Here is a 24,472-nt window from a genome sequence, read left to right as displayed (position 1 = left end):
GGGTCAAGGGCTTACACGGTCAGAGATGTGAACGCAGGTCAGAAAGCCGAACGGTTTTGCCTGTTCTTGACCTTCCCGGACGTTGTCGTGAACGTGACGGGGGACACACGATGAGCGGGCACTTCGTCAGGCTCCGGACAACAGAGAAGACCGCACGGGATGCGGGTCCCGTGCGGCCGCGAAAGGGTGACGTCAACTGCCGTTACGTACAAGCCCGTTGCTTCTGTCGGCCCTACCGCATCAGCTCGCCGGCGTTGACCAGCAGCGACTGACCCGTGATCGCCCGTGCCCGGTCGGAGGCGAGGAAGACCGCGGCCTCCGCGACGTCTCCGTCCGTGGCCAGCTCGGGCAGCGCCATCCGCCCGGTGAGCCGCCCGAGCACCTCGGGCTCGGGCACACCCTCGGTGTGCGCGGTGAACTGGACATACGCCTGGACCGGCGGCCCCCACATCCAGCCCGGCAGCACCGTGTTCACCCGTATCCGGTCCGGGCCCAGCTCGCGCGCCATCGAGTACATCGCCGAGGTGAGCGCACCCTTGGACGCCGCGTACGCCGCCTGCCACACCTGTGAGGGCGCGGCGACCGCCGACTGCGTACCGATGATGACAACCGAGCCGCCCCGCTCCTTGAGCGCCGGCAGGCAGGCCCGGGTCATCCGCAGCGTGCCCAGGAGATTCACGTCGATGACCCCCTGCCAGCTCGCGAAGTCGGCATCCGCCAGACCCCCGAAGTAGCTGTCCCAGGCGGCGACATGGACGACCGCGTCGATCTGCCCGAAGCGCTCGACGGCGAGCGCTGCCAGTGCGTCGCACTGCGTCTCGTCGGTGATGTCCGTGGCCCGGTAAGCGGTGTGCGCGCCGCCCGGGTCGATCTCGCCGGCCGACTTCGCGAGGTTCGATTCGGTACGCGCGCCGAGGACCGCGTTGCCCCCGTCCCGTACGACGGTCGCGGCGATCTGATGGCCGAGTCCGGCCCCGACGCCGGAGACGATGACGGTCTTCCCCTCGAGCAACATCTCGTCCTCCGGGCTATGGCAGTTCTTCTGACGGGGCGTCAGAGTAGGTCCCCGCGCCGTCGGAGGGAAGGGGAGCGGACGTCATGAGCGAAGGCATGGGCGACGACACGCGCAGCGAGGTGTACGCGGAGCTGGCGGGCGTCGGTCCGTACGGGGTGCGCCCCGGGCACGCCCTGATCACCATGGTCGAACCGCATCCGGGCCATGAGTACGCGTACAACCGCTGGTACGAGGACGACCACTACTACGCGGGCGCGATGGCGATGCCCTGGATGTACGCGGGGCGGCGCTGGGTCGCCACCAGGGACCTCCAGGAGCTGCGCTACCCGGAGAAGTCGGCGGTCGCCCAGCCGGTGACCGCGGGCTGCTACATCTCCACGTACTGGATCACCGACGGCCGGTACGCGGACCATATGAAGTGGACCGTGGGGATCAACAAACGGCTGAATCGCGACGGGCGGGTCTACCAGGACCGTACGCATGTGTTCACCGCCTTCCAGGACCACGAGGCGACCGTGTACCGGGACGGGGCGGCGGGGCCACGCGACTACCACGCGCTCGACCATCCGTACGCGGGACTGGTGGTGGAGGTGATCGACGCGGACGGGCCCGAGCAGCGGGCCGAGCTGCTGGAGTGGCTGCGTACGAAGCATCTGCCGAAGCGGCTCGCGGGCTCGGCGGCCGCGATGGTGACCGTCTTCCGGCCGACGCCGCTGCCGGGCGACCGGATGACCTACGTCAAGCAGGTGGAGGGCGTGGACACCCGGCTGACGCTGCTGTGGTTCCTCGAGGAGGACCCGAGGGAGCGCTGGGAGTCTGCCTTCGCCGGTCTCGACGCAGCGGTCGTCGAATCGGGGCTGGGGAGGGTGGAGCTGGTGGCTCCCTTCATCCCGACCGTCCCGGGTACCGACCGCTACGTCGATCAACTGCGGTGAGTCGAGGGGGCATGGCCGAGCCCCCTCGGCCGGGACGGCGGACCAGTCGAGAGGGCTCATGTCGTTGCTGCTCTGTGCTGTGTTGCTGTGTGCGGTGTTGCTCTGTGCGGTACTGGTGCTGGTTCGCTGTACCGCTCGGCGTGGTGCTCAGCCGAGACCGAACGAGCCCTGTCCCACTTCGTTCACGAACGCGTTCCACGATTCGGGGACGAAGGTGATCGACGGTCCGGCGAGGACCTTGGAGTCCCGCACCGCGATCGTCTGCACAACCGGGGACTTGACCTCTACGCATGCGCCGTTTCCCGTGGAGTACGAGGACTTCGTCCAGGTATCCGTGGCGCCCTGAGTGATTGCCATGTTCGCTCCGCTTCAGCAAGTGGTTTGATTCGCGCCAACGTTCTTGCTGGCGTGATCGACGCTACTCGCCGCGATGGGTGCGCGAGGCGGGCGTTCACTCGACCGGATGGCATCTGCCATGTGAGTCTTCCGCTGCGAGGTGGCCGGGGTGTACCGTGCGGTCCCCCTCGCGGCAGGAGCGTTTCAGCGGGCCTGTTCTCAGCGCGCGTAGTCCTTCGCGATGTCCGCGATGAACTGCCGGGTGTGATCCACGTTCAGGGCCTGGGCGCGCAGGTGCTCGTACATGACGCTGTACTTCTGTACGTCGTTGGCCTTCTCCAGGTACAGATCGCTGGTGACGCCCTCGATATAGACGACGCTGGAGTCGGATGCGTCGGGGAACTCCAGGATCGCGTACTGGCCGTTGATGCCCGGGTGGGCGCCCATCTCGAAGGGCAGCACCTGCACGGTGACATGCGGCTCCTGGGACAGCTCCACCAGATGCTCGAGCTGCTCGAGCATCAGCTGCTTGTCGCCGACGAGACGGCGCAGCGCGGCCTCGTCGACCACCACCCACAGGCGCAGCGGATGGTCGGCGTCCTTGATCCGCTCCTGGCGGCGCAGCCGGACGCTGACCCGCTTCTCGATGTCGGTGATCCCGCTCTCGGGCAGCGCGCCGGCGATCAGCGCCTCGGCGTACTGCCGGGTCTGCAACAGGCCGGGGACGACCTGGGGTTCGTACACCCGCAGGCTCGCCGCGTCGGTCTCCAGGCCGATGTAGACGCTGTACGGGATGTCGCCGAAGGCGTGCCACCAGCCCTGCTGGCGGGAGTCCTTGGCCATCTGCATCAGCGAGTCGACGATCCGGTGGTCCTCGACCTCGTACACCCCGCACAGATCGCGGACGTCGCGCTGGCTGATGGAGCGGCGGCCGTTCTCGAGGCGGCTGATCTTCGACTGGGAGACGAGCAGGCGCTCCGCCACCTCTTCGGCCGTCATGCCCTTGAGTTCCCGGAGCCGGCGGAGCTCCTGGCCCAATCGGCGTCGCCTGACGGTGGGGTTGACGTTGGACGCCACGGAAACTGCACCTCCGGCTGCGTAGCTGTGCGTATCTACCGCTCAGCAGATTGCCACCAATGGTCGTGGCTGCGCTGCCAAATGGCCACACAGGCTCCACAAGTGAACGCGCGGGGCAGCCGGATGGCTGCCCCGCGCGTCTTGTGCGGCTCCCGGACCGGGTCTTGGGGACGTCGGCGCGGCGGTTCTGCGGTGTGGTGCGTGGTGCTGCGTGTCTCTTGGCGGGATACGGCGCTTGGTGCCGTGCCTGGTGCGGTGCCTAGTGCGCGGCGACGCGGGCCATGCTTCCGTGGCGAGTTTGCATCGCTACGGCTGCCGGCTGGCGACTGGCGCCCGGGGCGGTCGGGTTACGGCGGGGCTGAGCGGCCGCACCGTTCTGGACGTCCATCACGGCGTGCGCCACGAGTCCGCCCATGGGGTCGTGCCTGATGAGATCCCGCAGACGGGATCTCGAGGAACGCCCTTCGTTCCCGGGGTACAGGTGCTTGCCGAGTCCGACCGCGTGGGCCAGCGCGGCGAGCGCCGCGGTCCGCGGGTCCGGCGGTACGCCGGTGCGGATCGCACTGTCCAGCCGGGCTCTGATGTCCCGGCTGATCGCCGTTTCCGTCGCTTGGTAGCGAGTTGTCGGCAGTACTCCGCACATCTGCCCCGCCACGGCATGCACCATGCCGCACCGCTCCAGATGCGAGAGGTAAATCTGGCGCAACCCCAGTCGGGGCCCGCCGATCCAGTGGACCGCCCGAACCGGACTGCCGCGTCTGCGCAGCAGTTCCAGTGCGGAGTCCAGGGTCGGATCTCCGGTCGGCCGTGGCATCACCACGGCGATACGATCCCCGTCCGGGGCTATCCGTCCTGCCAGAGCCAGCTCTACTAGCTGGGCTCCGGCCAGGCCGAGGTCGAGCGACTGCGGCTGCGCTGTGGTACCCGTGGTCGGGTCCAGAGCGAGCAGCAGAAGCTCTTCCGGAAGTGTTCTGCGGCTCCTGCCCATCCATGCCTCCCCGCGTGGATGAATGACAGGGTGACCCCTCTCACATTGGTCTGTCGAGAGCGCCTGGGTGCTTTGTATGGGAACCGTTAGGTATGTCGTTCTCGTCTATGCGCAGAGGCCGGGGTCTCACACAGGACACTGGTAGATGGTTCGGACAACACGGGCTGTCGGGTAACGGCGCCCGCCAGGACATACGCATGGCGCGTGACGCGTGACGCATGACTCATGGAGGAGGCACGGTGGCGGGCGAGTCCCCCGACAAGTCGGAGCAGCGGAAGTCGTCGGGGAAGACGACTCCGGGAGAACGTGACCCGCGGCTCGCCGTGTTCCGCCAGGCGCCTGCGTCAGCCGGGGCCGTGCCTGGGGTCGCCCCCGGGGTGGACCAGCCGACCGCGGTCTTCAAGATGCCGCCCGAGGCGTCCGCGAAGCAGAGTACGCCGTCGGCTGTCGAGCCGGGCACGGAGACGGGCTCGGTGGAGAACGACACGAGGCTGCGGGCGGCGGTAGCGGCGTGGGTGGCGAGCGCGGACGACGACGCACCGGCGCCGGAGGGCGAGGACGAGGCGGCGCCGGCGGAGGCCGTGCCCGCGCCGGCGGACTCGGGCGAGCAGGTGGAGCCGGAGGCCGAGGCGGCGCGCGACGAGCCCGGTTCGGCGACACCCGCGGAGCCGGACGAGGACGCGCCCGCGCCTGCCGACGAGGCCGCCGAGGCGGCTGAGGCGGCTGAGGACTCGGCCCCGGAGGCCGAGGTCGGCGGTGACGCCGCCGACGCGGGTTCGGCCGCGTCCGCGAAGTCCACGTCCTCGGACGCCGAGGGCGTCTCTGCCGGTGCGGAGCCGCACGGCGAGGACACGTCCCCTGAGGCTGCCGCCTCGGGTCCCGCGAAGATCTCGGGCGACCGTACGCCCGCGGCTGCCGACGAGGCCGCTGAGGCGGCTGCGGACTCTGCCCCGGAGGCCGAGGCTGAGGCTGAGGCCGAGGTCGACGCGGCGCCGGAGGGTGACAGGGCCGGTTCGGCCACGTCCGCCGACGCGACTGCCGCCTCGGGCGACGAGCCCGGTTCGGGCACGCCCGCGAAGCCCGCGTCCCCCGACGCCGAACGCGACGAGTCCGCGTCCGCGTCCGCCGCTGAGGCCGACGCCGACGCCGACGCCCACGCCGACGACGCCCCGGGCGACGGGCACACCGCCCCGGCCCCCGACAAGTCCGCGGAATCTGCGGAAGCAAAGGCCGTCGATCAGGCCGAGGCTCCCGACGCTCCCAAGGGCAAGCCCGTCGATCGGCCCACCGCCGTCTTCAAGGCACCCCCGCGCCCCGTCGTCGATCAGGCCACCACCGCGCTCAAGGCGCCCCCGGCGCCCCGCTCCCAGCCCGCGGGCGAAGCTGCCCGCAGCAGCACGTTCGTACCCCTGCGGGCCGACGACGCACCGGCGCCGACCGCGAGCAAGCCCCAGGCAGTAGCCCCGGCCGCCCCGGCAGCGCCCCCCGCCCTCACGCCCGCCTCGCTCACCGAGGCCGAGCGGACCAAGCAGCAGCCCATGCCCCCGCTGCCGCCGCTCGATCTGCTCGCCGAGCTCACGAACACCCCGCCGCCGGCCCAGACTCCGGTCCGTACGGTCGTACGGCGGATCAAGATCTGGACGCCGCTCGTCGTGCTGCTCCTGATCGTCTTTGCGGTCGTACAGGCAGTGCGCCCGCTCCCGGCGCCCTCGCTCGAGCTCTCCGCCGAGCCCACTTTCACCTTCAAGGGCGGACAGCTCAGCCTGCCCTGGCCCGACGAGGGCCAGGGCGCCGTCGAGGTCGAGGGTGTCGGCAGCATCGGTACGTACGGTGCCCAGAAGCCAGCCCCGCTCGCGAGCGTCGCGAAGACGATGACGGCGTACGTGATCCTCAGGGATCACCCGATCAAGGGCAAGGAGACCGGCCCGAAGATCACTGTCGATCAGCAGGCCGAGGACGAGTCGAAGATCGAGGACGAGTCGACCGCGCAGATCTCGAAGGGGCAGCAGTTCACCGAGGAGCAGATGCTTCAGCTGCTGATGATCCCGTCCGGGAACAACGCGGCGCGTCTGCTGGCCCGCTGGGACGCGAAGACCGAGGCCGAGTTCGTCAAGAAGATGAACGACGCGGCCAAGGACCTCGGCATGACCGACACCACCTACACGGACCCGAGCGGCCTGAAGTCCACCACGGTGTCCACCCCGAAGGACCAGCTCAGGCTGGCCAAGGCGGTCATGCAGAACGACGTGTTCCGGGACATCGTCAACACGACGATCACCACGGTCCCCGGCATCGACAGGCAGATCAGGAACAACAACGACCGTGCCCTGCTGCTGGAGGGCGTGGGCGGCATCAAGACCGGTTCGTCCACCCCGGCCGGCGGCAACCTCCTCTGGTCCGCCAACGCCTTGGTCGACGGCCAGATCCGCCGGATCGTCGGCATCACGATGGGCGCCCAGAAGGCCGCCATCCTCAACGACAAACTGGAACTGGCGATCGACTACAGCATCAAGGTGATCCAGGCGGCCCAGGCGGGCGTCACGTCCACCACCGTCGTCAAGAAGGGCGACGTCGTCGGCCATGTCGACGACGGCCTCGGCGGCCGGACGGCCGTCGTCGCCACCAAGGACCTCAAGGCGGTCGGCTGGGCCGGTCTCAAGGTCGAGATCGCGATCAACGACGGCGGCAAGGTCCTCCCGCACACCGCAAGCGCGGGTGACATCGTCGGCCAGGTCTCCATCGGCTCCGGCACGGGCAAGGTCAGCGCCCCGGTCGCGCTCCAGCAGGACCTGGCGGAACCTGGATTCGGCGCCAAGATCACCCGCCTCGGGTAGGCCCTGTCGAGGGCGCGGGCGTCCCGGGTTTTCCCGGGATGCCCGCGTGCTAGCGTCCCGGGGCAACTTATTGACGCCTGGACAGCGTCCTTGAGTACGGCAGGTGAAGAACGAACGTCAGCATTGAGCACGTCGGAGGTTGGCAGGCCGGGGGAAAACGGCACAGCCGGGGAAGACGGGGAGAGCCGCAGTGACCACCGCTGAGCCGACACAGGCGGACGGCAGCAGCCCCGACCGCGGGCTGCGAATACGTGTGTCCCCGCCGGGCCGCACCGACCCCGGCCGCCCCGAGTCCGACGGCCGGTCGGGCCCCGAAACAGGTGGCCCCGAAACAGGCGGCCCCCACCCAGGTGGCCCCGATCCAGGACCCGATCCGGACCCCGGACCCCGTCCCGGCCCCGTCGCCGGCCTCCGTGACCGCCTGACGCGCCGCCCCGTGCTCCTCGCGACGGCACTCGCCGCGCTCACCCATCTGTTCTGGTTTTTCTTCCTCGCGAACAGCGGCGGCGACATCGCGGCCCAGGACGCCTGGGCCGAGTTCGTCGGCCGCCACCCGGACTCCGCGTACAACCTCGCCTGGTACGGCGGGATGCACCCGGTCTCGTACAGCGTCGTCTCGCCGTATCTGATGTCGCTGATCGGCGTCCGCTCCACGATGATGGTCGCCGGGACGGTCTCGGCCGCCCTGACCGCGCTGATCCTGGTCCGCGTCCGCGCCGTACGCAATCCCGTGGCCTGTGCGCTCGCCGGAGTCTTCGCCTTCCTCTGCAATGCGCTGTCGGGCCGGGTGACGTTCGGCCTCGGCATGATGTTCGCGCTCGGCGCGGTCGCGGCGGTCTTCTGCTGGCCGCATCGCTGGCGGGACAAGCGCTGGGCCAAGGCGGCGGTGGCCGCCCCGCTCGCCGGCCTCGCCACCGCGTCGAGCCCGGTCGCCGGGCTCTTCCTCGGCGTCGTCGCGGCGGCGCTCTTCCTGAACGGGCGCCGCCCCGGTGCGTACGCCCTCGGCCTCGCCCCGGTCGCGGTCGTGGCGCTCTCCGCGTGGCTGTTCCCCTTCTCCGGTACGCAGCCGATGTCGTTCTGGTCGACGTCGTTGCCGTTCGCCTTCGGGTTCCTGGTCCTGGTCCTGGTGCCGAAGGAGTGGCGCACGGTCCGCGTGGCGGCGGCCGTCTACACCCTCGGCACGCTGCTGACCTGGGTGATCGAATCCCAGATCGGCTCGAACGTGTCCCGGCTCCCGATGCTGTTCGCGGGCGTGGTGCTGCTGGCCGCGCTGCCGTACACCGCGCCGCGCTCCCGCAAGTGGTACGCGCTCGGGATCGCCTTCCTGGGCCTCAATTTCTGGATCGGTTTCAAGGCTGTCGACGACATGGTGCGTACGGCCCCGGCCGCGTCCTGGAGCCGTGAGCTCGCGCCCCTGGTCAACCGGCTCCAGGGGCTCGGCGCCGAGCGGGGCCGGGTCGAGGTGGTCCCGGCCAGCAGTCATCGCGAGGCGTCGGCCCTCGCTCCGTACGTCAATCTGGCCCGCGGCTGGAACCGGCAGGCGGACATGAAGCGCAACCCGCTCTTCTATGACGACAAGACCCTGACCGCCGCCGGCTACCGCGCCTGGCTGGACCGGTGGGCGGTCCACTACGTGGTGCTGCCCAAGGGCTCGCCGGACTCCAGCGGGGCCGCGCAGGAGGCGGAGCTGGTCCGCGAGGGGCAGCCGTATCTGAAGCGGATCTGGGGCGACGCGAACTGGCAGCTGTTCGCGGTGAAGAACCCGATGCCGCTGGCCGACCCGCCGGCCACCGTGAAGCACGCGGGCGCGGGCGAGCTCACGATCGAGGTGAGGACGGCCGGCCGGGTGCTGATCCGGATCCCGTACTCGCCGTGGCTCAGCATCGTCGACGAGCAGGGCAAGAAGGTGAAGGGCCCGCAGGAGACGGACGAGTCCAAGGCGCGCGAGGACGGGCCCAAGAGCTTCGTCAACCTCAACGGCTGCCTGCTGAAGGCCCAGGAGGACGCGGAGGGCGACGAATGGACGGAACTGCTCGCGCCGGAGCCGGGCGTCTACCGCCTGGCGGCGCCCTACCAGCTGCCGCGCGGGACGCCCTGTCCCGACGAACTCCGCTGAGCCCTTACCGCCGTTAACACCTATCTCGACCCGGCCCACTGATGCATAGTGGACTCCCTTGGCATACCGGGCAGTTGGTCTAGTGGTTCAGGTGCGACATGGCATGCGAACGATGCGGCGAGGACGGCAGGGGCTCGCTGCCCGGTCTGAGATGCCCGGAGTGCGGCAGAGGCGGCAGGAATGGTGGCCGTGGCGGCGGTGGTGGCCGTGGCGGCGGCCGGTCCCCGGGTGGGGCGTGGATCGCGCGGGAGACACTGGCAGGGCGTGTCTCACTCCTCTCCCGCACCGGGAAAATCCTGCTGGCAGGGGGAGTTGTGCTGACGGCGCTCGCCCTGGTCGTCTCGGCGGTCAGCCTGTACGGGGGCGATTCGGCACGGGCAGGCGCGGACGCGTCCGGCGGTGACTCCGACTTCGGCCGGGGCGACGGCCTCGGCGGCGCCCCGCAGCGGATCGAGCCCTCGGCCCTGCCGGGCACCTCCCCGTCGGCGTCGCCGACGGGCTCCTCCTCGCCGTCCCCGCGCCCCACCGGCTCCCGGGGCGGGAAGAAGCCGAAGCCCCCGCAGAACGCCAGCAGCCCCTCGTACTCCGCCTGGGCGGGGCCCGGTTGCAGCGGCGGCGGCCTCTACAAGGAGCGCGGCCGCTACAGCGACGGCGACGACGGCTGGTACGAGGTGGACGAGGGCGGCCACCGGGGCGACGGCTGCGACGGCAGCTTCACCGCGATCCCCATGTCGGGCAGCACGACGAAGGACAGCGACGGGACGGCGACCTGGTCCTGGTACGTGGGCAGCGGATACACGACCTGCTCGGTGTCGGTCGTCATCCCCGAGAGCCGCCGCGACCGCGATGTGGCGGGCGAGCCGACGACGTACAACGTGCTGGCGGACCCCGACGACCAGGACAGCGCGATCAAGTCCTTCAGGATCGACCAGACGAAGCTGCGAGGCAGCGGCCTGATCGTCGAGAAGATCCCGGTCCGCAACCAGCAACTGGCGGTGCAGCTCGTCGACCGCGGCCAGGACTGGGGCAGCGACCGGGACGGCGCGCACCACGCGGCGGCCCAGATGCGAGCGGACTGCCGCGCCTGACGGCGGAGTCCGGGGCCTCAGCCGCCGGCCGCCGCCCGCACGGCCTCGTCGCAGCCGGCGCACTTCAGCCGATCCCATCGGGGCGCATGCCACGCGGTGAGATCGGGAGCCGTGTGCACGGCCTTCTCCATCCCGGCGGTCGAACGCCCGCACATGGTCCGCGCCTCTGCCCAGCGCGCGTCACCGGGATCGGGCCAGTGAACGGCGTGCACCCGGACGGGTTGCCGGATGTCGTGCCCGCTCGGGCCGAAGTGGTTCTGTTCCTGTGATGTGTCCTGAATCGCTGTGGCGTACTGGCTCATGCGCAGACCTTAGGGCTGACCGGGGCGCCGGGATGCGGAAATGCACGCCATTTCTGCCGGGCGAGTCCGATCAGGTTTCCGTGTCGAGCAGCAGGTACAGCAGGCCGACCAGGCTGCCGCTGCTGACGATCTCCCGGCGGTCGATCAGGCCGCGGATCTCCCGCAGCGGGATCCACTCGATCCGGTCCGACTCGTTCATCTCGGTGGGCGGGCCCGCGTACGTGGCTCCGTCGGCCCGGAAGATATGGTGCTCGGAGTCGGTGATGCCGTTCGCGGGCTGGGCGTACACCAGCGGTTTCATGGCGTCCACGCGCCAGCCGGTCTCCTCCTCGACCTCCCGTGCGGCGGCCTGCCCGGGCGTCTCGTCCGCCTCGATGAGGCCCATGGGCAGTTCCCATCCCCAGGTATCGGTGATGAAGCGGTGCCGCCACATCATCAGTACGCGGCTGTGGTCGTCGACCACGGCGGCGACCGCCAGGTGCCGCATGCGGACCACGTGGTGCTCGAAGCGGTGGCCGTCGGGCTGCTGGACGTCTGTGAGCCAGAGGTTGACCCACGGGTTGCTGTAGATCTGGCGTTCGCCATGCACGGTCCACTGCATGAACCCAACTCCCATTCACCGGTGCGGCTTCCTGACTGTCGCTTCGACGAGTGAACGCGCGGGAGGCGGGTGAGGGGATGGGTGCGAAGGGCTGGTTCTGGCCACTCTTCGCAAGACGGGGTACGAACTGACGCGTCCAGGTCCGCCAGGGTGGGCCCGTACTCCGAACGGCTCTGCGAGATCGGCCCCTGGGGGTTCGATCTCTCGCCCCGGTGGCGACCGGGAGCCGGGACGTCCCACCGTTTGGGCGTGGATGCATCCCCAACCGTGTGTGACACATCGGAAGCGGAGGGTAGTGGCCGGAGCTAGCGTGGCGGCAAGCGTTGTTGTGATCGTCGGCCCGCTCCGCGCTGTTCCTCGCTACGGAGCGGGCTGCCATGGCCGAAAAGGGTATGCCCATGCACTTCGTTTCCCGCCGTACTCGCCTCAGCAGGGCCGTCGTAGCGACGTGCGGGGTAGCGGCGCTGCTCGCCGCGTCCGCGATGGCCGACGCCGGTTCCGCCGCCGCCGAGCCGCGTTCCCCCGGGAGCACCCCCGCCCGTGAGGGCGCGGTCATTACAGTGACGACCGCCAAGGTGGGCGCGCCCGGTAATCCTTCGGTGGGCGTTGTCCCGTTCACGGACGCCATCTACAGGTCGTGCGCCGACGCCCCCTCGACGTCGAGTGACTGTCTGATGGTCGGCGGCGTCAGGTATCCCTACGAGATCGGGCAGCTCGAAGTCACCGTCGAGCAGTGGGTGGCGTTCCTGAACACGGTCGATCCCGAGGGGCGCAATCGCCTTGGTCTCTATGACGAGACCGAGAGCTCATCGGCGTGGCCGAAGTACGGCCAGATCAATCTCTCCGCCGGTGCCCGTAACGGCAGCCACTACTCGGTGGCTTATCCGCAGTGGGCGGACAAGCCGTACGGTTTCGCGAACTTCCATAGGGCGGCGCGCTTCGTCAACTCGCTCTACAACGGTCGACTGATCTCCAAGCGGGCCGGCAGCAGCGGCGGATTCAACTACGTCACCTACCAGGTCAGGCTGTCGGCGCGGACCGAGCGCGGAATGTACGACCTGGCCCGGCCGAATACGACCCGAGCCCACGATTCCGGCTTCGTCGTGCCGAGCCAGGACGAGTGGATCAAGGCGGCCTACTACGACCCGCGCGGTGGCGGCACCTACTCCTACTGGAAGTACCCGACCAACCCGGGAGTCTTCGGCGACGGCGACGCGACCGCCCCCAGCCCCACCGTCCTCAACCCCACCACCGGCGATGTGACCAACGCGGCGACCCAGCCCCTCGCCTCGTACCACGCCGGCGGCCTGCCGGCACCGAGCTGGTGCCCGGGGCAGGTCCAGCCCGACGCCTGCTCCACCGTCAACCCGATCGGACTGGACCCCATCGCCTACGCCGCCCTCTACCAGGGCAGCCTCAGCACGGTCGGCCAGGCGAGGACCGTCTCGCCGTGGGGCACCCTCGACCAGGGCGGCAACGCGGTCGAGTGGACCGACACGATCACGGCGCCCCCATTCGGACTGAACTCGGCGCGGGTCTGGCGGCGCTTGCACGGCGGAATCTCCAACGCACCGGCTTACCAGATGTGGCCGACCGCGGTCGGCCTCCAACCGCAGGACAACGTGTTCTACAACCACACCTATCCGTGGCTGGGCATCCGGATCGGGGTCATCGGCGACCTGAAGCCCGGCAAGTCCTGAGCCAGGCGGCTATGGAGTGAGCCGCGGCCGCAAGCCGGAAGCCCTCTCGCCCTGCTGGGCGGGAGGGCTTCTGACCTGCTGTATCCGGCACTGTGGTGTGCCATACGGCTCCGTGCGTGCGATCAGTTCGATCCGTACTTCTGCAGACCGGCCTGGACATCGTCGAAGGTCATCACTGGCGTCACGGTCAACTTGGCACCGAGCTCCTGGAAGAACGGTTCGGCGACGGTGGGGATGTCGGACGCCTCCTTCAGGTCGAAGACGATGAACGCGGTACGCATCCCGTCCTTCGCCCCGAAGTACGTGGCCTCCGGCTTGACTCGGTCCAGCACCGACTTCATGGTCTGGGGCAACGTCTTGCCCGTGATCGCCTTGTTCGCCTTCTCGGTGTCCATCTGAACGGTCAGCAACACCCTCATGGTCTTCCACCTCTCGTTGGCGTGTCAGCACACCCGTGCCCACCTGCCGATCGTCGTCGCGATCCCGGGCTCTCGCATCCGGAGCGGGCCAGTGGGGCGGGCCGCGCTGATCCGTGGCGTCAGTCGTGTACGAAGCGCAAGTCCTCCCGCAACGCCTCGTACCACAGGTCCTTGCCGTCGGGTCCGGTCAGGAAATGCGCGGCCTCAAGACTTCGCCACGAGAAGTCATCGGTCTCGTCGCGCCACGCGCGAGCTGACGACGACGGGATCGCGGCGTCCTCGTTGCCGTGGTAGAGAAAGATCGGACACCGCAATCGGTCGTAGGCGTCGGGCCTGAGATAGGTCTCGCTCGCATGGAGCTCTGCTCGGATGACGGGCAGGAACAGTTCGAGGAACTCCTCCTCAGCCCCCAGGTCCGGGCTCAACCCGCCGATCTCGGTCAGCTCGGCGAGCAGCCGCTCGTCGTCCATCGAGCGCCAGTTGATCGGCGGCAGACGCGTCGTCGGCGCTCGCTGACTGGCGGCGAACACGGCCTGGATCTTCTTCCCGGACGCTTCCAGACGCGCAGCCATGTCGAATGCCACGAGAGCTCCGTAGCTGATCCCGGCAATCGCCAGTCTGTCGCTGCTCGCGATCTCCGCCGCCAACTGGTGGATCGCGTACTGACTCACCGATGCGACATCCGGGAGGGGCTCGTCGAAGAGCCGGCCCTCCCGGCCGGGCAGGTCGGGCAACACCAGCTCGACACCGTCCGGCAGGTCGTCCCGCCATCCTCGATAACGCCCCAACCCACCGCCGGCGTGGGGAAAACACACCAGGGTCAAGGTCTGCAAGCTCGACATGTGACACCTCTGTTGATCGACTCAGAACCACCGATGCCGGGCGCGCCGTCAGCGCGCGCCGCCAGCGACGGGACCCATCCAGCACTTGAAGGGGATGCGCCGATCGACACTGCCGTCGAGGTCGACCCAGTCGACCATGCCCCCACCGACCGTCAAGGGGCGCAGCGCCGCGAGAAGCTCGCTTCGGCCGAAGAGACACCCGACCCCGGTGGGGCCCAGCATCTTGTGCATCGAGAACGCCATGAAGTCGACGTCCAGCTCTCGCACGCTGATGCGCTGGTGAGGCAGGGACTGCGCGGCATCGAGAACGATCGTCGCGTCGCAGGCGGCGCGGATCTCGGCTATCAGTTCCTCCACCGGGTGGACGACGCCGGTGACGTTGGAGCAGTGCGTGAGCGCGACCACCTTCGGCCGGTCGAGCAGGAGCTTCACCCCGACTGGGGAATGGATGACATCGAACGGAATCTCGGCCTGCCGGGGGAAGCGATCCGTGCGGCGCTCGACCGACTCGCCGAGTTGTCCCTGCTGCGTCCCTCCTCCGGCCCCGAACGCTTCATCGCGGGGAATCCCGAGGTGGAGCTCACGCCCTTGCTCCAACGCTTAGAGGCCGAGCTGGACGAGCGACGCGCCAGACTCTCCCGCGACCGGGCCTTGGTGGCTGCGCTGACCGCCGAGTACACGACCCTTCGGATCCAAGCGGGCTCCCAGGGCGTGGAACACCTCGACAGCCTGGAGAGCGTACGGCTTCGCCTGCATGAACTCTCCCGGGAGGCCACCTCCGAGGTTCGCGTGTTCATGCCCGGAGGCGCTCTCAGCGCAGCGGCCCAGGCGGCCGCTCGCCCCCTGGACGAGCAGCCCCTGGCCCGTGGCGTACGAATGCAGACGGTCTACCTGGACAGTGTGCGCAACGACCACGCCACGGTGGAGTACGCCACCTGGTTCACGAAACAGGGCGGTCAGACCCGTACGGTTCCCTCACTGCCCATGCGCCTGATCCTCTGCGACCGCTCCGTCGCCGTCATCCCCGTGAACCAGGAGGCCAGCGGGGGGCGCGTTCGTCCTCCACCTCTCCAGCGTGGTCGCGGCCCTCAACCAACTCTTCGAGCTCGTCTGGGAACGCGCAGCTCCCCTCGGAGAGACCCTGGCACCCGACTGTGACGGCCCCAACGAGCGGGACCTGACCCTGCTGAAGATGCTGAGGGAGGGTCTGACCGACGAGGGCATAGCCCGCAGGCTTGGGGGTGTCCATCCGCACCGTCCGGCGACTCATGGCGGAGCTCCTCAAAAAACTGAAAGCTCAGAGTCGCTTCCAGGCCGGGATGGAAGCAGTGCGCCTGGGATGGCTCTGACGAATCGATTCTTGGCAGGCCGACCGTTGCAGCATCAGGGCCTGCTCGTATGCCCACGCCCGGCCGATCAGCCACCCGGTGTGTTTATCAAACGGGTCGACCCGTAAGGTAAATGCCATGAGTTCCTCTCCCCCCTCCAAGGGGCGTCCCAGGGATCCCCGTTCGCACGAGGCGATCATCAGCGCGACCGCAGCGCTGGTGGCCGAGATGGGCTATGCCGCGACGTCGATCGGGGGCGTGGCTGCGCGGGCCGGTGTCGGCAAGGACACGATCTACCGGCGCTGGCCGGGCAAACCGGAGCTGGTCTTCGAGGCCGTGTTCACAACTACCGACCAAGCCCCGATACCTGACACCGGGACGCTGACCGGGGATCTGACCGTACTGCTGCAGGGCCTGGTCGAGGAGTTCCACTCGCCTGCCGCTGCAGCGGCGCTCCCTGGGCTGCTGGCCGACTTCGCCGCCGACCCGTCCCTGAAGGCCCGCATCCGCAGCGACTTCCTGGCTCCGTCGAAGGAACGGCTGCTGATCGTCTTCGAACGCGCCGTGCTGCGCGGGGAGATCGCGGCCGGTACACCCGTGGACCTGGTCCTGGACACGCTGGCAGGAGCCGTGTTCTTCCACATCGGACTGGTCGGAGAGCACCCCACCCCGCAGCTGGCCGGCCGGCTGGCTACCGTCATAGCCAAAGGAATTGAAATCCGATGAACGGCTGGCTTCTCGCAGCGGGCATCACCGCATTCGGCGTGGCCGCAGTACACATCGTCGCCGGGCACCGGGACGTAGTGCGCCCACTGCTGTCCTGCGGGCTCGCAGACGAACCCAAGCGCGTCATGCATGCCGTCTGGCACATGGTCACCGTGGACCTGGTGCTCTCCGCAGCCGGCTTGGTCTACCTTGCGCAGGCGGACGGTACGGCAGGAGCCGACCTGGTCGCGTGGTTCGTGGCCGCGCACTTCTTCGCCTACGCAGCGGCCTTCCTGGCCGTCTCGCTGTCGGTCGACTGGCCGAAGCCACTGCTCCGGCTGCCGCAGTGGATTCTGCTCCTGCCGGTCGCGCTACTGACTGCGGTGGGCGCCGCGTAGCAACACCGGGGGAGATTCCGGCGATTGCCGCCGCGGAGGCAGCGGAGGCGCCCTGCCCGTGGGACTGAACTGAGCAGACAGCAGCGCTTCGGAGGTTTCTTAGGTGTAGGTGGTCCAGGGACCGCTTATTGCCGAGTGTCACAGCGTCGGCCAGAGTGGCCGGGCCCCTGATGAGGCATCGGTCCGCACAGCTGCATCGTAGGTTCACGGCCCGGACTCACCGCCTGCTGGTTCCCAGATGCGGACCTTGCTGCCGGCGCCGGATCGTCCCGTGCTGACCCCGCCATGTGGCGCTGCCGGTCTGTCGCTGCGACCCGCTCTGCCACCCCTCGACCCACGCACCGATGGAGATCACCATGCTCGCCACCCCCGTGGACATCAGCCGGCTCACCGGCGTCTGGCAGATCGACCCCGCCCACTCTGAGGTCGGCTTCACCGTGCGCCATCTCATGGTCCGTGTGCGAGGTGGCTTCGCACGGTTCTCCGGAACCATCACCGTTGCGGACGAGCCCGCGCAGTCCAGCGTGTGGGCAGAGATCGACACCACGTCAGTCGACACCCGCAACGCCGAGCGGGACGCGCGTCTGCGTACTGCCGACTACCTCGACACCGACAACCACCCGACGGCGTCCTTCGAGTCCTCCCGAGTCGGCAGGAAGGACGGCCGATACATCGTCGAGGGACAGCTGACCATCCGGGGCGAGATGCGCCCGGTCGCCTTCGACCTGTTCCTGCTCGGTGTGGACACGGACGCCTTGGGCTGGACTCGGGCAGGATTCCGGGCCTACTCCCGGATCAGCCGCTCCCAGTTCGGGGTGGCGGGCAATGTGCCTCTGCCTGGAGGACGTGCGCTGATCGGCGACACCGTCATGCTGGAACTGGAGATTGAGGCGGTCAAGGACCGCTGACACTGCGACGGTGGAGCGGGCGCAGCAGCCACTCCCCTTCGGAGTCATGTGACGGTCCGGACGCAGGCCGCGCATGCGGTTGCTGCCCGCGTTGTTCCTCACAGGCGGTCAGCAGGAGCATGCCCACGCCAACGCCGGCCAGGAAGCCCCCGATCGCGACGGCGGCTCCGGAGCGGCGCGGGCGCTTCTCCCTTCTATGGCGCCCCGGCGCCGTGGCCGCCGTGGCGGGGGATGCATCCGAAGGCTCCGAAGGGACATCTGCCCGGATTCGCTCCAGTAGCCTCGCCAGGAACGGTGGTTCGCTCAGTGGTAAGGGGATGGCAGCCTTCGCCCGCAGGTACTGCTCACTGGTCCACCATCCCAACAGCCGTACCGGCAATTGCGCTTCGAGCTGCCTGTCGAGCCGGGTCACGTCCTTGTAGACGCTCACGCAGGCGGCACAGGCACGGAGATGGTCTGCGAGTTCCTCGTACGGAGGAGCCTCGGGCCGCAGGGCCAGGCGCCTGATCGCATCCCTGCAGTCCTGACGCTCCAGCCGCTCGAGATACAAGTCCGTGCGGGCCTGGCACAGCGCGCTTCTGGCCTGGTCGCATGCAGACGGAACCGCATGGGGGGCCAGCCCCGTGATGCGGGCCGTCAACGCGGGAGTGTCCCGTTCCACCACCGAGTGCCACAGCAGACGCTGGGTGTTCGCCGGGAGTCGCTCGAACGCGAGAGCCAGCTGTCCGTCCTCACCCCAGGGCCACCGGGATCCCGCCGCGACCCAGTCCCGGAAGTCCGGTGACAGGGCTTCGGGTTCCTGGTGCCAGCTTGTGATAGCGGTCGTACGGACGTTCCCCAGTAAGTGGGGTCGCAGGCAGCCGGGATGGCGGCGCTCAGCCAGGGACTCACCGGCCAGCATCTGTTGCAGCAGGCCGGCAAAGACACGCGCTGTCACCTCCTGCGCGTGCAGTGGCCCTGCCATGCACTGGGAGGCGTACGCCTGCACAGCGGCGTAATGGCGGCGATAGAGATGCCGAAAGGTTTCGATCTCTCCTTTGCGTATGGCAAGCATCAAAGCCGCGTCGGAGAGAGGCTGCTGTGGCGGCCGCAATCCCAGGAGCAGTTGCATCGAGGAGCCTTCCATTCAAGTCCAGTGGCAGCCAAGGGCACACTCGGCTCAGCTGGGGGTGTGCGGAGACCGCTGAGGCACCGGGCTTCGGTGACGTCTACGGAGTCGATCCGGATGTCGCCGAGTTGGCAGGAACGAATGGGGGATGGTCCGACCTGTCCGTGACGCCTTCGGCGAAGTAGCGAAGCCGTGAGCTGTAGAAGTAGTCGTATGTGAGCGCGACGGGGGCGTCTGTCGCGGGTGGGCCGTTCCATTCCGACTGGTCCAGCATGCCGAGTTGCAGCTCTCCCCATGGGTTTGCGTTGTCGAGCCCGGCGCGCACGGCGTAGCTGCCGTCGCTCGCGCCTCCGTAGGGATCCGAGTACGGGGCAAACTGGAAAAGCTGTCCTTCGCCATCCGCGCGGCAGGGGCGCATTCCGACGTCGAATACGTCGTGATATTCCGTGCTGCGGGTTGCCGCACGGTAGTTGACGCACTCGCCGGTGGCGGCGTTGCGCAGCCGGCTGTGGTCCGGTTCCGGCTCGAACGACACGGTTTCCCAGAGCTGACCCGCGCTGCCGTCGCACGAGTTCTGGACGACCGCCCTGCCGGCGGTCTCGACGCACTGTGCGCTGAGTCCCGCGTTGCGGAGGGTGCCCGACCATGTGACGGTTCCCAGTCGAGCCCCATGGGGGGCGGACGGTCCGGCGGATGCCGTACGTGATGGAGCTGCGGCGGACGGCTCGGCCGGGCGCGACGACGTGGGCGGGGAGGGCCTGGCCGTGACGGTGACGGGCGGCGGATCGGCGTGAACCGTACGGGTTCGCACGGCCTCCGCCTGCGCGGACGAGGGCCCCGTACCCGGACCGTCCGACCGCATCGGCAGGGCGAGAACGGCGAGCCCGACGGCGGCGACGATGCCACCGGCGACCGCGCCCGAGCGGAGCGGGGAGCCGGTGGCCCATGAACGCCGCCCCGTATCCCCGTCCGCGGAGATGCCACCTCGTGGTGTCCCGGATGCGCTCGCCGCACCAGCGGCCCTCACGCCGGCTTCGGTCATCCTGGCCGCCACATACGCCCGGCTGCCCCACAGCAGTACCGCGGCCGACAGCACCGAGCTCAGCTCCTCGTTGAGGTCGGTGAGCTCGATCAGCGCACTGCGGCAGCGTCGGCACTCCGAAAGATGCCGGTCGAAGTCCTCGGTGCTGCGGCGCCCCGTGCGGCGTACGACAGCGCCGAGCATGGGGCTGTAGCGGCGGCACTCATCAGTACCGGCGTGGTCGGCGAGAGCGGCCAGACAGGTCTCCCGCAGACCATCCCGGGCTCGGGAAGCAATCGAGTTGACGCCGCTCTCGCCCACGCCGAGCAGGTGACCGACGGACCGGGCCGGTTCCCCTTCCACCCCGGTGTGCCACAGGACGGTCTGCCAGCGCTCGGGCAGCGACCGAAACGCCCGAAGGACAAGGCTGCTGTCCTCCAGGAGGAGCATGCGCGCCTCGCGGCTTTCGGACTCCGGCCTCTCGGGCAGGTTGGCGAGCCACCGCTCGAATTCGGGTGACAGTTCGGTGCGGCGTGCCGTACCTGCCCAGTCGGCGGCAGTCCGGCGGACGATGGTGAGCAGGTATGGGCGCCAGGCCGCCTTGGGGCCGCTGCCGGACCGTACGGCTTGCAGGGCCCGGGCGAACACGTCCGAGGTGAGGTCCTCGGCTGTGAGCGGATCGCGGCAACAGGCGTATGCGTAGGAGAGAACCGCTGAACGATGCCGCCGGTACAGCTCCTCAACCGAAGCGCCGGAGCCCGGGTTCCTCAAGAAGTCGGTGAGCCCGGCGTCGGAGGGCGGTTCGTCGTGGTCGTTGGCCATGGGGCAGCCAAACCTTCCAAGTGCTGTGTGCGAGGGTCGGTGTGCGGACGATGTGCGAAGGCCGGTTGGCGGCGCCCGAGCCTGTTTGCCTGCCTCTCAGCGATCGGCTCCGGACTCCGCGACGGGGAGACGGGCCACGACCCGGGTGCCCGCCGCAGACGGCTGGACCATGCACCAGCTGGTGCAGGCCCTGACCAGGTCCAGCCCTCGTCCGAAGTCGGCGTCCTCGTCCTCCGCCACACAGCGGTTGGCGCCACGTGCCAGCCACCGGCCGGAGTCGGTGACCTCGACGGTCACGGCGACGCCGTCGAAGACGATCAGTGCCGTGACGTCTGCGCTGCCGCTGTGGAGCACGGCGTTCGTCACCAGTTCACTGACGACGAGTGACAGCGCGTCGCTCGATTCCTCAGGAATGGCCCACTGCTGCGCAGTACGGCGCGCGAAGTGCCGTAACTCCGGCACGGCGGCGGCCACCGCCCTGGTGGCGCACAGCGCCCGATGCCGCGTCGGCCCGGGCTGTGCTGCCAGGCTCGGCCGCGGGCGGTCGGCGTTGATGGAGCGAAGGCCGTCCATGATGGCCATGCCAATGTCTCCTGGAGTGGTTGCTGATGAGCGGTGCGAGGCATCGGTCCGACGGTGGCCGCCGTCGTACCGCTGCGACAAGCAGGAGAACCGGCTTACGGATACGCAATAACGCTGAGTACGCGCACCGTCACCTGGTCCTCTGCTTCCATGGGACTCGGATATTGCGTGATTGCGCTGGTGATGTACCAGACGGGGTCGGGCAGTGTCCTGGCAAGCGTGCAAGAACACAGGGGGACCGTGATGCGTGAGCGCGAGTGGGAGACGGCGGTACGCGAGCCATTGGCGTCGGCCGCACCGGATGCGACGGTGCTGGTGCTCGCCGACGGAGCGGCGGGGACGGGCAAGACCCGGTTCGTGAAGTGGCTCCTCGCGCTTCCGGAGTTCGGCGGGGTGCCTTGCCTGAAGGTGACGTTCACGGCTTCGGGCACCGTTGTCCTCCAGGAGTCCGCGCGCCCGAAAGGGATCGCATCAGCGGTGCCGAGGACCGGGTACTTACGTCCCGCTGGGACCCGGCCCGTGGCCCTGGTGCCGCCGGGGCCGACTCCGCTCGGGGCCTCCTCGCTGGGAGGACTGGCGGCCTCGCTCGACACCGGCGCTCCGGTGCTGCTGGTGGCCGAGGACGTGCACCGTGCGCACGAGCGGGACGCACACGCGCTGCGTACCCTGCTGGCTGATCCTCCGGCAGCATTGCGCGCTGTGCTGACCTACCGCCCCGAGGAGCTGGCAAGTCCCGGGCTGGTGCTGGGCGCCCCGGTGGGTTACCCCGCCGAGATGAGCCTCGTCCGGCTGCGGCTCGGGCCGCTCGACGAGGCCGAAGTCCGCCGGATGGCGGTGGAGGCACTGGGCGAAGACCGCTGCTCGGCGCAGTTCATCAGCAGGCTCTACGAACGCTCGGGCGGCATCGCGCAGGCGGTGGCCGATCTCGTGACAGGGCTGAAGACGGCCGGCCCGTTTCCGGGCGGGAGGCCCACAGTGGCCGGCCGGGACCGGCTGACGGCCAGGCACGTGGACGAGGCCGCGGTGCCGGTCCGGCTCACCGAACTGGTGATCGGCCGCATGGCGGCGCTGGACGAGGAGACACGGCGCTTGACATGGGCGGCAGCCGTACTCGACGAGGCCGCGACAGAGGACGAGTTGTCCTCAATGGCGGCCCTGTCGGCGGACAGCGGCCGCGCGGCGCTGACGGCCGCGCTGTCCGAAGCGGTGCTGCACGAGCTCGGGCTCGGTCAGTACGGGTTCCGGATTCCCATGGAGGCCGCGGCCGTGTATCAGCTGCTGCCCGGCCCGGTGCGGCGGGAGTTGCACGGTCGCGCGGTCGAGGAACTGGCGGCCCGGCGCCCGGTGCCGTGGGCGCGGCTGGCCCGCCACCAGTTCGTGTCCGGCCGGACGGCGGACTGGCTGCAGAGCGTGGAGAACGCCGCGCGGGAGGCCGTCGAGGCCGGGGACCACCAGCTGGCGATCGCGCTGCTCGAGGACGCGCTGGCGCATCCCCGGGTCGGGCAGTCGAATCGGGCCCGGCTGGCCCTGATGCTGGCGCGCAGCGCGTACAGCGGGCTGCGCTCCGACCAGACGGTCGAGGTGCTGCGCCGACTGGCCGACGACCCCGAGCTGCCCGACGCCGCACGCGGCGAGATCCGGCTCGACCTCGGGCTGCTCATCGGCAACCAGGTCGGACAGGGAAGCGAAGGACGCATCGAACTCATCAAAGCTGTCGAAGAGTTGAGCGGCCAGCCGACGCTCGCGGCGCGGGCCATGGCGGCCCTGGCGTTGCCCTATTGGCCCAGTGGTCCGCTGGCGGACAACCTCGCCTGGCTGAGGCGGGCCGAGGCGACCGCGGCCGAGAGCGGGGAGGCGACGGTCCAGGCGGCGGTCGCGGCGAACCGGGTGACCGTGCTGCTCAGTGTGGGCGATGGGGACGGGTGGCGGCAGCTGGAGCAACTCCCCCGGGAAAGCGATGATCTGCGGATTCTCCAGCACTCGGCACGTGGTGTGTGCAACGCCATCGATGCCGCGGTCTGGCTGGGCGAGTATGCGCGAGCGCGCGAGCTGCTGGGCGAGTTCCCGAATCTGGCCGCCCGCAGCGGGAACCTGTACCAGGAACTGGGGATAGAGGGTACGGCGCTGCTCCTGGACATGGTGACCGGCCGCTGGGCGGGCCTGGCCCCCCGGGCCCGCGCGTACGTGGCGGAGGCGGGCGAGATGCCGTACCGGGCGGGCGACGCCATGCTGGTGCTGGGCGTGCTCGCCCTGGCAAAGGGCGAATGGGGGCAGGCGGGCTCCTGGCTCTCCGGTGCCGTCGGCCCGTCCGAGGAAGAGGCCGCGGTACCTCTGGTAGCGGCGGCTTCGGGTGGTCGCATCAGGCTTGCGCTGGCTCGCCAGGACCTGGCGGCCGCAGCCCGGGAGGCGGCTGACGCATGGGCCAGACTGCAGGCCAAGGCCGTCTGGGTATGGGCCGCCGAATTGTCCCCGTGGGCTGTGGAAGCAACCATCCGGGCCGGGGAGTTGGACACCGCGCGGAAGATGGTGGACGAGTTCGCGGCAGGCATCGAGAGCAGACAGACACCCGCCGCCACCGCGGCACTGATGTGGTGCCAGGCGCTGCTGGCAGAGGCGGACGGCGCGTTCTCGGAGGCAGTCGAGAACTTTCGGCGCGCCCGTGCTTGCTACCAGGCGCTTCCCCGGCCCTACGAGGCGGCTCTTGCCGCGGAGGCCGGCGGACGGTGCGCCCTGGCAGGCAGCCCGGAGACCACTGCGGACATCTCCGAACTGACCGCCGCCGCACAAGAGCTGGAAGCTCTCGGCGCTACATGGGATGTGGCTCGAGTACGGGCGGAACTGCGAGCCCATCCCAGCGCCGAGCGGCGCCCGCAGGGCCGGCCCCGATACGGTGAGCGGCTGTCGCCGCGCGAGCAGGAGGTCGCAGAGCTCGCCGGTGCCGGCCTGAGTAACCGCGAGATCGCGGCCACCCTGCATCTGTCCCCGCGGACTGTGGAGCAGCATGTCGCCCGCGCCCTCAAGAAGTTGGGTGCGGTCTCTCGGCACGACCTGGCGCTGACGGATGGCGACGGCAAGCCAGGAAGGTGAGCACGCGGCGGTTCCAGGGGTTCCAACATGCGGCTGTTCCAGGGGTTGCCTCTTCCCCCCGAGGCGACCCCAGGGGTGCGCAAAGGCACGGCAGCGGTGGGGTGCGCCGGTATCCGCAGCACCCGGTGCCGCGAGCAACACCCTCACGAAGGCCCCTGGTCGAGCGGCAGGCCGACGTCCCGCTGGGGCGCACGAGGCCCAGACCCGGAGAGCGCTCCACCCGTAGTCCGCGCAGTTAAGTAGGTACCCGCGATTTGCCG

22 protein-coding genes are annotated in these 24,472 nt (G+C 69.5%); 10 read left to right on the top strand and 12 right to left on the bottom strand.

Annotated features, from left to right (window positions below):
• Positions 1-232: 232 nt before the first annotated feature.
• Positions 233-1,015 carry an SDR family oxidoreductase gene (locus SLUN_RS16965; RefSeq protein WP_108149284.1) on the bottom strand — a complete coding sequence of 261 codons (783 nt, stop codon included), beginning with the start codon at positions 1,013-1,015 and terminating at the stop codon, positions 233-235.
• An 83-nt stretch (positions 1,016-1,098) separates the two neighbouring features.
• Between SLUN_RS16965 and SLUN_RS16960 the strand changes: the two genes are divergently transcribed.
• Positions 1,099-1,950 carry a hypothetical protein gene (locus SLUN_RS16960; protein ID WP_108149283.1) on the top strand — a complete coding sequence of 284 codons (852 nt, stop codon included), beginning with the start codon at positions 1,099-1,101 and terminating at the stop codon, positions 1,948-1,950.
• Between the two features lie 147 nt (positions 1,951-2,097).
• Here SLUN_RS16960 and SLUN_RS16955 read toward each other — a convergent pair whose 3' ends face one another.
• The 3 genes from SLUN_RS16955 to SLUN_RS16945 all read right to left on the bottom strand — a co-directional run bounded on the left by SLUN_RS16955 (position 2,098) and on the right by SLUN_RS16945 (position 4,351).
• Positions 2,098-2,307 carry a DUF397 domain-containing protein gene (locus tag SLUN_RS16955; protein WP_108149282.1) on the bottom strand — a complete coding sequence of 70 codons (210 nt, stop codon included), beginning with the start codon at positions 2,305-2,307 and terminating at the stop codon, positions 2,098-2,100.
• 198 nt (positions 2,308-2,505) lie between these two features.
• Complete coding sequence (locus SLUN_RS16950; protein ID WP_108149281.1) at positions 2,506-3,363, bottom strand: helix-turn-helix domain-containing protein; 858 nt, start codon at positions 3,361-3,363, stop codon at positions 2,506-2,508.
• 259 nt (positions 3,364-3,622) lie between these two features.
• Positions 3,623-4,351, bottom strand: a complete 729-nt coding sequence (locus SLUN_RS16945) for a GOLPH3/VPS74 family protein (protein ID WP_108149280.1) — start codon at positions 4,349-4,351, stop codon at positions 3,623-3,625.
• Positions 4,352-4,590: 239 nt separating this feature from the next.
• Here SLUN_RS16945 and SLUN_RS16940 point away from each other — a divergent pair, with 239 nt between their 5' ends.
• The 3 genes from SLUN_RS16940 (at position 4,591) to SLUN_RS16930 (ending at position 10,389) form a co-directional block, all read left to right on the top strand.
• Complete coding sequence (locus SLUN_RS16940) at positions 4,591-7,185, top strand: D-alanyl-D-alanine carboxypeptidase family protein (RefSeq protein WP_108149279.1); 2,595 nt, start codon at positions 4,591-4,593, stop codon at positions 7,183-7,185.
• Between the two features lie 190 nt (positions 7,186-7,375).
• Positions 7,376-9,301 carry a DUF8823 domain-containing protein gene (locus SLUN_RS16935; protein WP_108149278.1) on the top strand — a complete coding sequence of 642 codons (1,926 nt, stop codon included), beginning with the start codon at positions 7,376-7,378 and terminating at the stop codon, positions 9,299-9,301.
• A gap of 314 nt (positions 9,302-9,615) precedes the next feature.
• The gene (locus SLUN_RS16930) at positions 9,616-10,389 is read left to right on the top strand and encodes an adhesin (protein ID WP_257153746.1); all 774 of its coding nucleotides are present in this window, start codon (positions 9,616-9,618) and stop codon (positions 10,387-10,389) included.
• 17 nt (positions 10,390-10,406) lie between these two features.
• Here SLUN_RS16930 and SLUN_RS16925 read toward each other — a convergent pair whose 3' ends face one another.
• Both SLUN_RS16925 and SLUN_RS16920 read right to left on the bottom strand, forming a co-directional pair.
• Positions 10,407-10,691: a hypothetical protein gene (locus tag SLUN_RS16925; protein WP_108149277.1), complete on the bottom strand. Its 285-nt coding sequence runs from the start codon at positions 10,689-10,691 to the stop codon at positions 10,407-10,409.
• Between the two features lie 70 nt (positions 10,692-10,761).
• The gene (locus SLUN_RS16920; protein WP_108149276.1) at positions 10,762-11,292 is read right to left on the bottom strand and encodes an NUDIX hydrolase; all 531 of its coding nucleotides are present in this window, start codon (positions 11,290-11,292) and stop codon (positions 10,762-10,764) included.
• 398 nt (positions 11,293-11,690) lie between these two features.
• Here SLUN_RS16920 and SLUN_RS16915 point away from each other — a divergent pair, with 398 nt between their 5' ends.
• Complete coding sequence (locus SLUN_RS16915; protein ID WP_108154790.1) at positions 11,691-12,992, top strand: SUMF1/EgtB/PvdO family nonheme iron enzyme; 1,302 nt, start codon at positions 11,691-11,693, stop codon at positions 12,990-12,992.
• 122 nt (positions 12,993-13,114) lie between these two features.
• On the opposite strand, the gene SLUN_RS16910 is transcribed toward SLUN_RS16915, so the two are convergent.
• The 3 genes from SLUN_RS16910 to SLUN_RS16900 form a co-directional block, all read right to left on the bottom strand.
• Positions 13,115-13,411 carry a DUF3303 family protein gene (locus tag SLUN_RS16910; RefSeq protein ID WP_108149275.1) on the bottom strand — a complete coding sequence of 99 codons (297 nt, stop codon included), beginning with the start codon at positions 13,409-13,411 and terminating at the stop codon, positions 13,115-13,117.
• A 119-nt stretch (positions 13,412-13,530) separates the two neighbouring features.
• On the bottom strand, positions 13,531-14,253 hold the full coding sequence (locus SLUN_RS16905) for a thioesterase II family protein (RefSeq protein ID WP_108149274.1): 723 nt from the start codon (positions 14,251-14,253) through the stop codon (positions 13,531-13,533).
• 48 nt (positions 14,254-14,301) lie between these two features.
• Positions 14,302-14,685, bottom strand: a complete 384-nt coding sequence (locus SLUN_RS16900; protein ID WP_257153745.1) for an aminotransferase class V-fold PLP-dependent enzyme — start codon at positions 14,683-14,685, stop codon at positions 14,302-14,304.
• Positions 14,686-14,697: 12 nt separating this feature from the next.
• On the opposite strand from SLUN_RS16900, the gene SLUN_RS40490 reads away from it, so the two are divergent.
• From SLUN_RS40490 to SLUN_RS16875, 4 genes are all read left to right on the top strand, one after another.
• Entirely contained in the window at positions 14,698-15,411 is a 714-nt protein-coding gene (locus tag SLUN_RS40490) for a hypothetical protein (RefSeq protein WP_217505332.1), read from the top strand.
• Between the two features lie 308 nt (positions 15,412-15,719).
• On the top strand, positions 15,720-16,307 hold the full coding sequence (locus tag SLUN_RS16885) for a TetR/AcrR family transcriptional regulator (protein WP_108149270.1): 588 nt from the start codon (positions 15,720-15,722) through the stop codon (positions 16,305-16,307).
• The gene (locus SLUN_RS16880; RefSeq protein WP_108149269.1) at positions 16,304-16,684 is read left to right on the top strand and encodes a hypothetical protein; all 381 of its coding nucleotides are present in this window, start codon (positions 16,304-16,306) and stop codon (positions 16,682-16,684) included. The genes SLUN_RS16885 and SLUN_RS16880 overlap by 4 nt, the downstream gene beginning before the upstream one ends.
• A 344-nt stretch (positions 16,685-17,028) precedes the next feature.
• Positions 17,029-17,592: a YceI family protein gene (locus tag SLUN_RS16875; RefSeq protein ID WP_159100275.1), complete on the top strand. Its 564-nt coding sequence runs from the start codon at positions 17,029-17,031 to the stop codon at positions 17,590-17,592.
• On the opposite strand, the gene SLUN_RS16870 is transcribed toward SLUN_RS16875, so the two are convergent.
• The 3 genes from SLUN_RS16870 to SLUN_RS16860 all read right to left on the bottom strand — a co-directional run bounded on the left by SLUN_RS16870 (position 17,579) and on the right by SLUN_RS16860 (position 21,125).
• Positions 17,579-18,703 (bottom strand): RNA polymerase sigma factor, encoded by a 1,125-nt coding sequence (locus SLUN_RS16870; RefSeq protein ID WP_108149267.1) that lies wholly within the window; start codon positions 18,701-18,703, stop codon positions 17,579-17,581. The genes SLUN_RS16875 and SLUN_RS16870 overlap by 14 nt on opposite strands.
• A gap of 97 nt (positions 18,704-18,800) precedes the next feature.
• Entirely contained in the window at positions 18,801-20,543 is a 1,743-nt protein-coding gene (locus tag SLUN_RS16865) for a sigma-70 family RNA polymerase sigma factor (protein WP_108149266.1), read from the bottom strand.
• A 96-nt stretch (positions 20,544-20,639) separates the two neighbouring features.
• Positions 20,640-21,125, bottom strand: coding sequence for an ATP-binding protein (locus tag SLUN_RS16860; RefSeq protein ID WP_108149265.1), 486 nt, complete (start codon positions 21,123-21,125; stop codon positions 20,640-20,642).
• Positions 21,126-21,368: 243 nt separating this feature from the next.
• Between SLUN_RS16860 and SLUN_RS16855 the strand changes: the two genes are divergently transcribed.
• On the top strand, positions 21,369-24,212 hold the full coding sequence (locus SLUN_RS16855) for a LuxR C-terminal-related transcriptional regulator (protein WP_108149264.1): 2,844 nt from the start codon (positions 21,369-21,371) through the stop codon (positions 24,210-24,212).
• Positions 24,213-24,472 lie beyond the last annotated feature (260 nt).

The organism is Streptomyces lunaelactis (genome assembly GCF_003054555.1).
Classification (GTDB): Bacteria; Actinomycetota; Actinomycetes; order Streptomycetales; family Streptomycetaceae; genus Streptomyces; species Streptomyces lunaelactis.
The sequence above is the reverse complement of the archived record's forward strand: the minus strand, read 5'-3'. Positions and strand labels throughout refer to the sequence as shown.

Coding starts and splice junctions, on each gene's coding strand:
- SLUN_RS16880 (WP_108149269.1), top strand. CDS start 16,304: ATGAACGGCTGGCTTCTCGCAGCGGGCATCACCGCATTCGGCGTGGCC.
- SLUN_RS16865 (WP_108149266.1), bottom strand. CDS start 20,543: ATGGCCAACGACCACGACGAACCGCCCTCCGACGCCGGGCTCACCGAC.
- SLUN_RS16925 (WP_108149277.1), bottom strand. CDS start 10,691: ATGAGCCAGTACGCCACAGCGATTCAGGACACATCACAGGAACAGAAC.
- SLUN_RS16885 (WP_108149270.1), top strand. CDS start 15,720: ATGAGTTCCTCTCCCCCCTCCAAGGGGCGTCCCAGGGATCCCCGTTCG.
- SLUN_RS16905 (WP_108149274.1), bottom strand. CDS start 14,253: ATGTCGAGCTTGCAGACCTTGACCCTGGTGTGTTTTCCCCACGCCGGC.
- SLUN_RS16875 (WP_159100275.1), top strand. CDS start 17,029: ATGGAGATCACCATGCTCGCCACCCCCGTGGACATCAGCCGGCTCACC.
- SLUN_RS16945 (WP_108149280.1), bottom strand. CDS start 4,351: ATGGGCAGGAGCCGCAGAACACTTCCGGAAGAGCTTCTGCTGCTCGCT.
- SLUN_RS16910 (WP_108149275.1), bottom strand. CDS start 13,411: ATGAGGGTGTTGCTGACCGTTCAGATGGACACCGAGAAGGCGAACAAG.
- SLUN_RS16915 (WP_108154790.1), top strand. CDS start 11,691: ATGCACTTCGTTTCCCGCCGTACTCGCCTCAGCAGGGCCGTCGTAGCG.
- SLUN_RS16955 (WP_108149282.1), bottom strand. CDS start 2,307: ATGGCAATCACTCAGGGCGCCACGGATACCTGGACGAAGTCCTCGTAC.
- SLUN_RS16965 (WP_108149284.1), bottom strand. CDS start 1,015: ATGTTGCTCGAGGGGAAGACCGTCATCGTCTCCGGCGTCGGGGCCGGA.
- SLUN_RS16860 (WP_108149265.1), bottom strand. CDS start 21,125: ATGGCCATCATGGACGGCCTTCGCTCCATCAACGCCGACCGCCCGCGG.
- SLUN_RS16960 (WP_108149283.1), top strand. CDS start 1,099: ATGAGCGAAGGCATGGGCGACGACACGCGCAGCGAGGTGTACGCGGAG.
- SLUN_RS16920 (WP_108149276.1), bottom strand. CDS start 11,292: ATGCAGTGGACCGTGCATGGCGAACGCCAGATCTACAGCAACCCGTGG.
- SLUN_RS16870 (WP_108149267.1), bottom strand. CDS start 18,703: ATGCAACTGCTCCTGGGATTGCGGCCGCCACAGCAGCCTCTCTCCGAC.
- SLUN_RS40490 (WP_217505332.1), top strand. CDS start 14,698: ATGGATGACATCGAACGGAATCTCGGCCTGCCGGGGGAAGCGATCCGT.
- SLUN_RS16855 (WP_108149264.1), top strand. CDS start 21,369: ATGCGTGAGCGCGAGTGGGAGACGGCGGTACGCGAGCCATTGGCGTCG.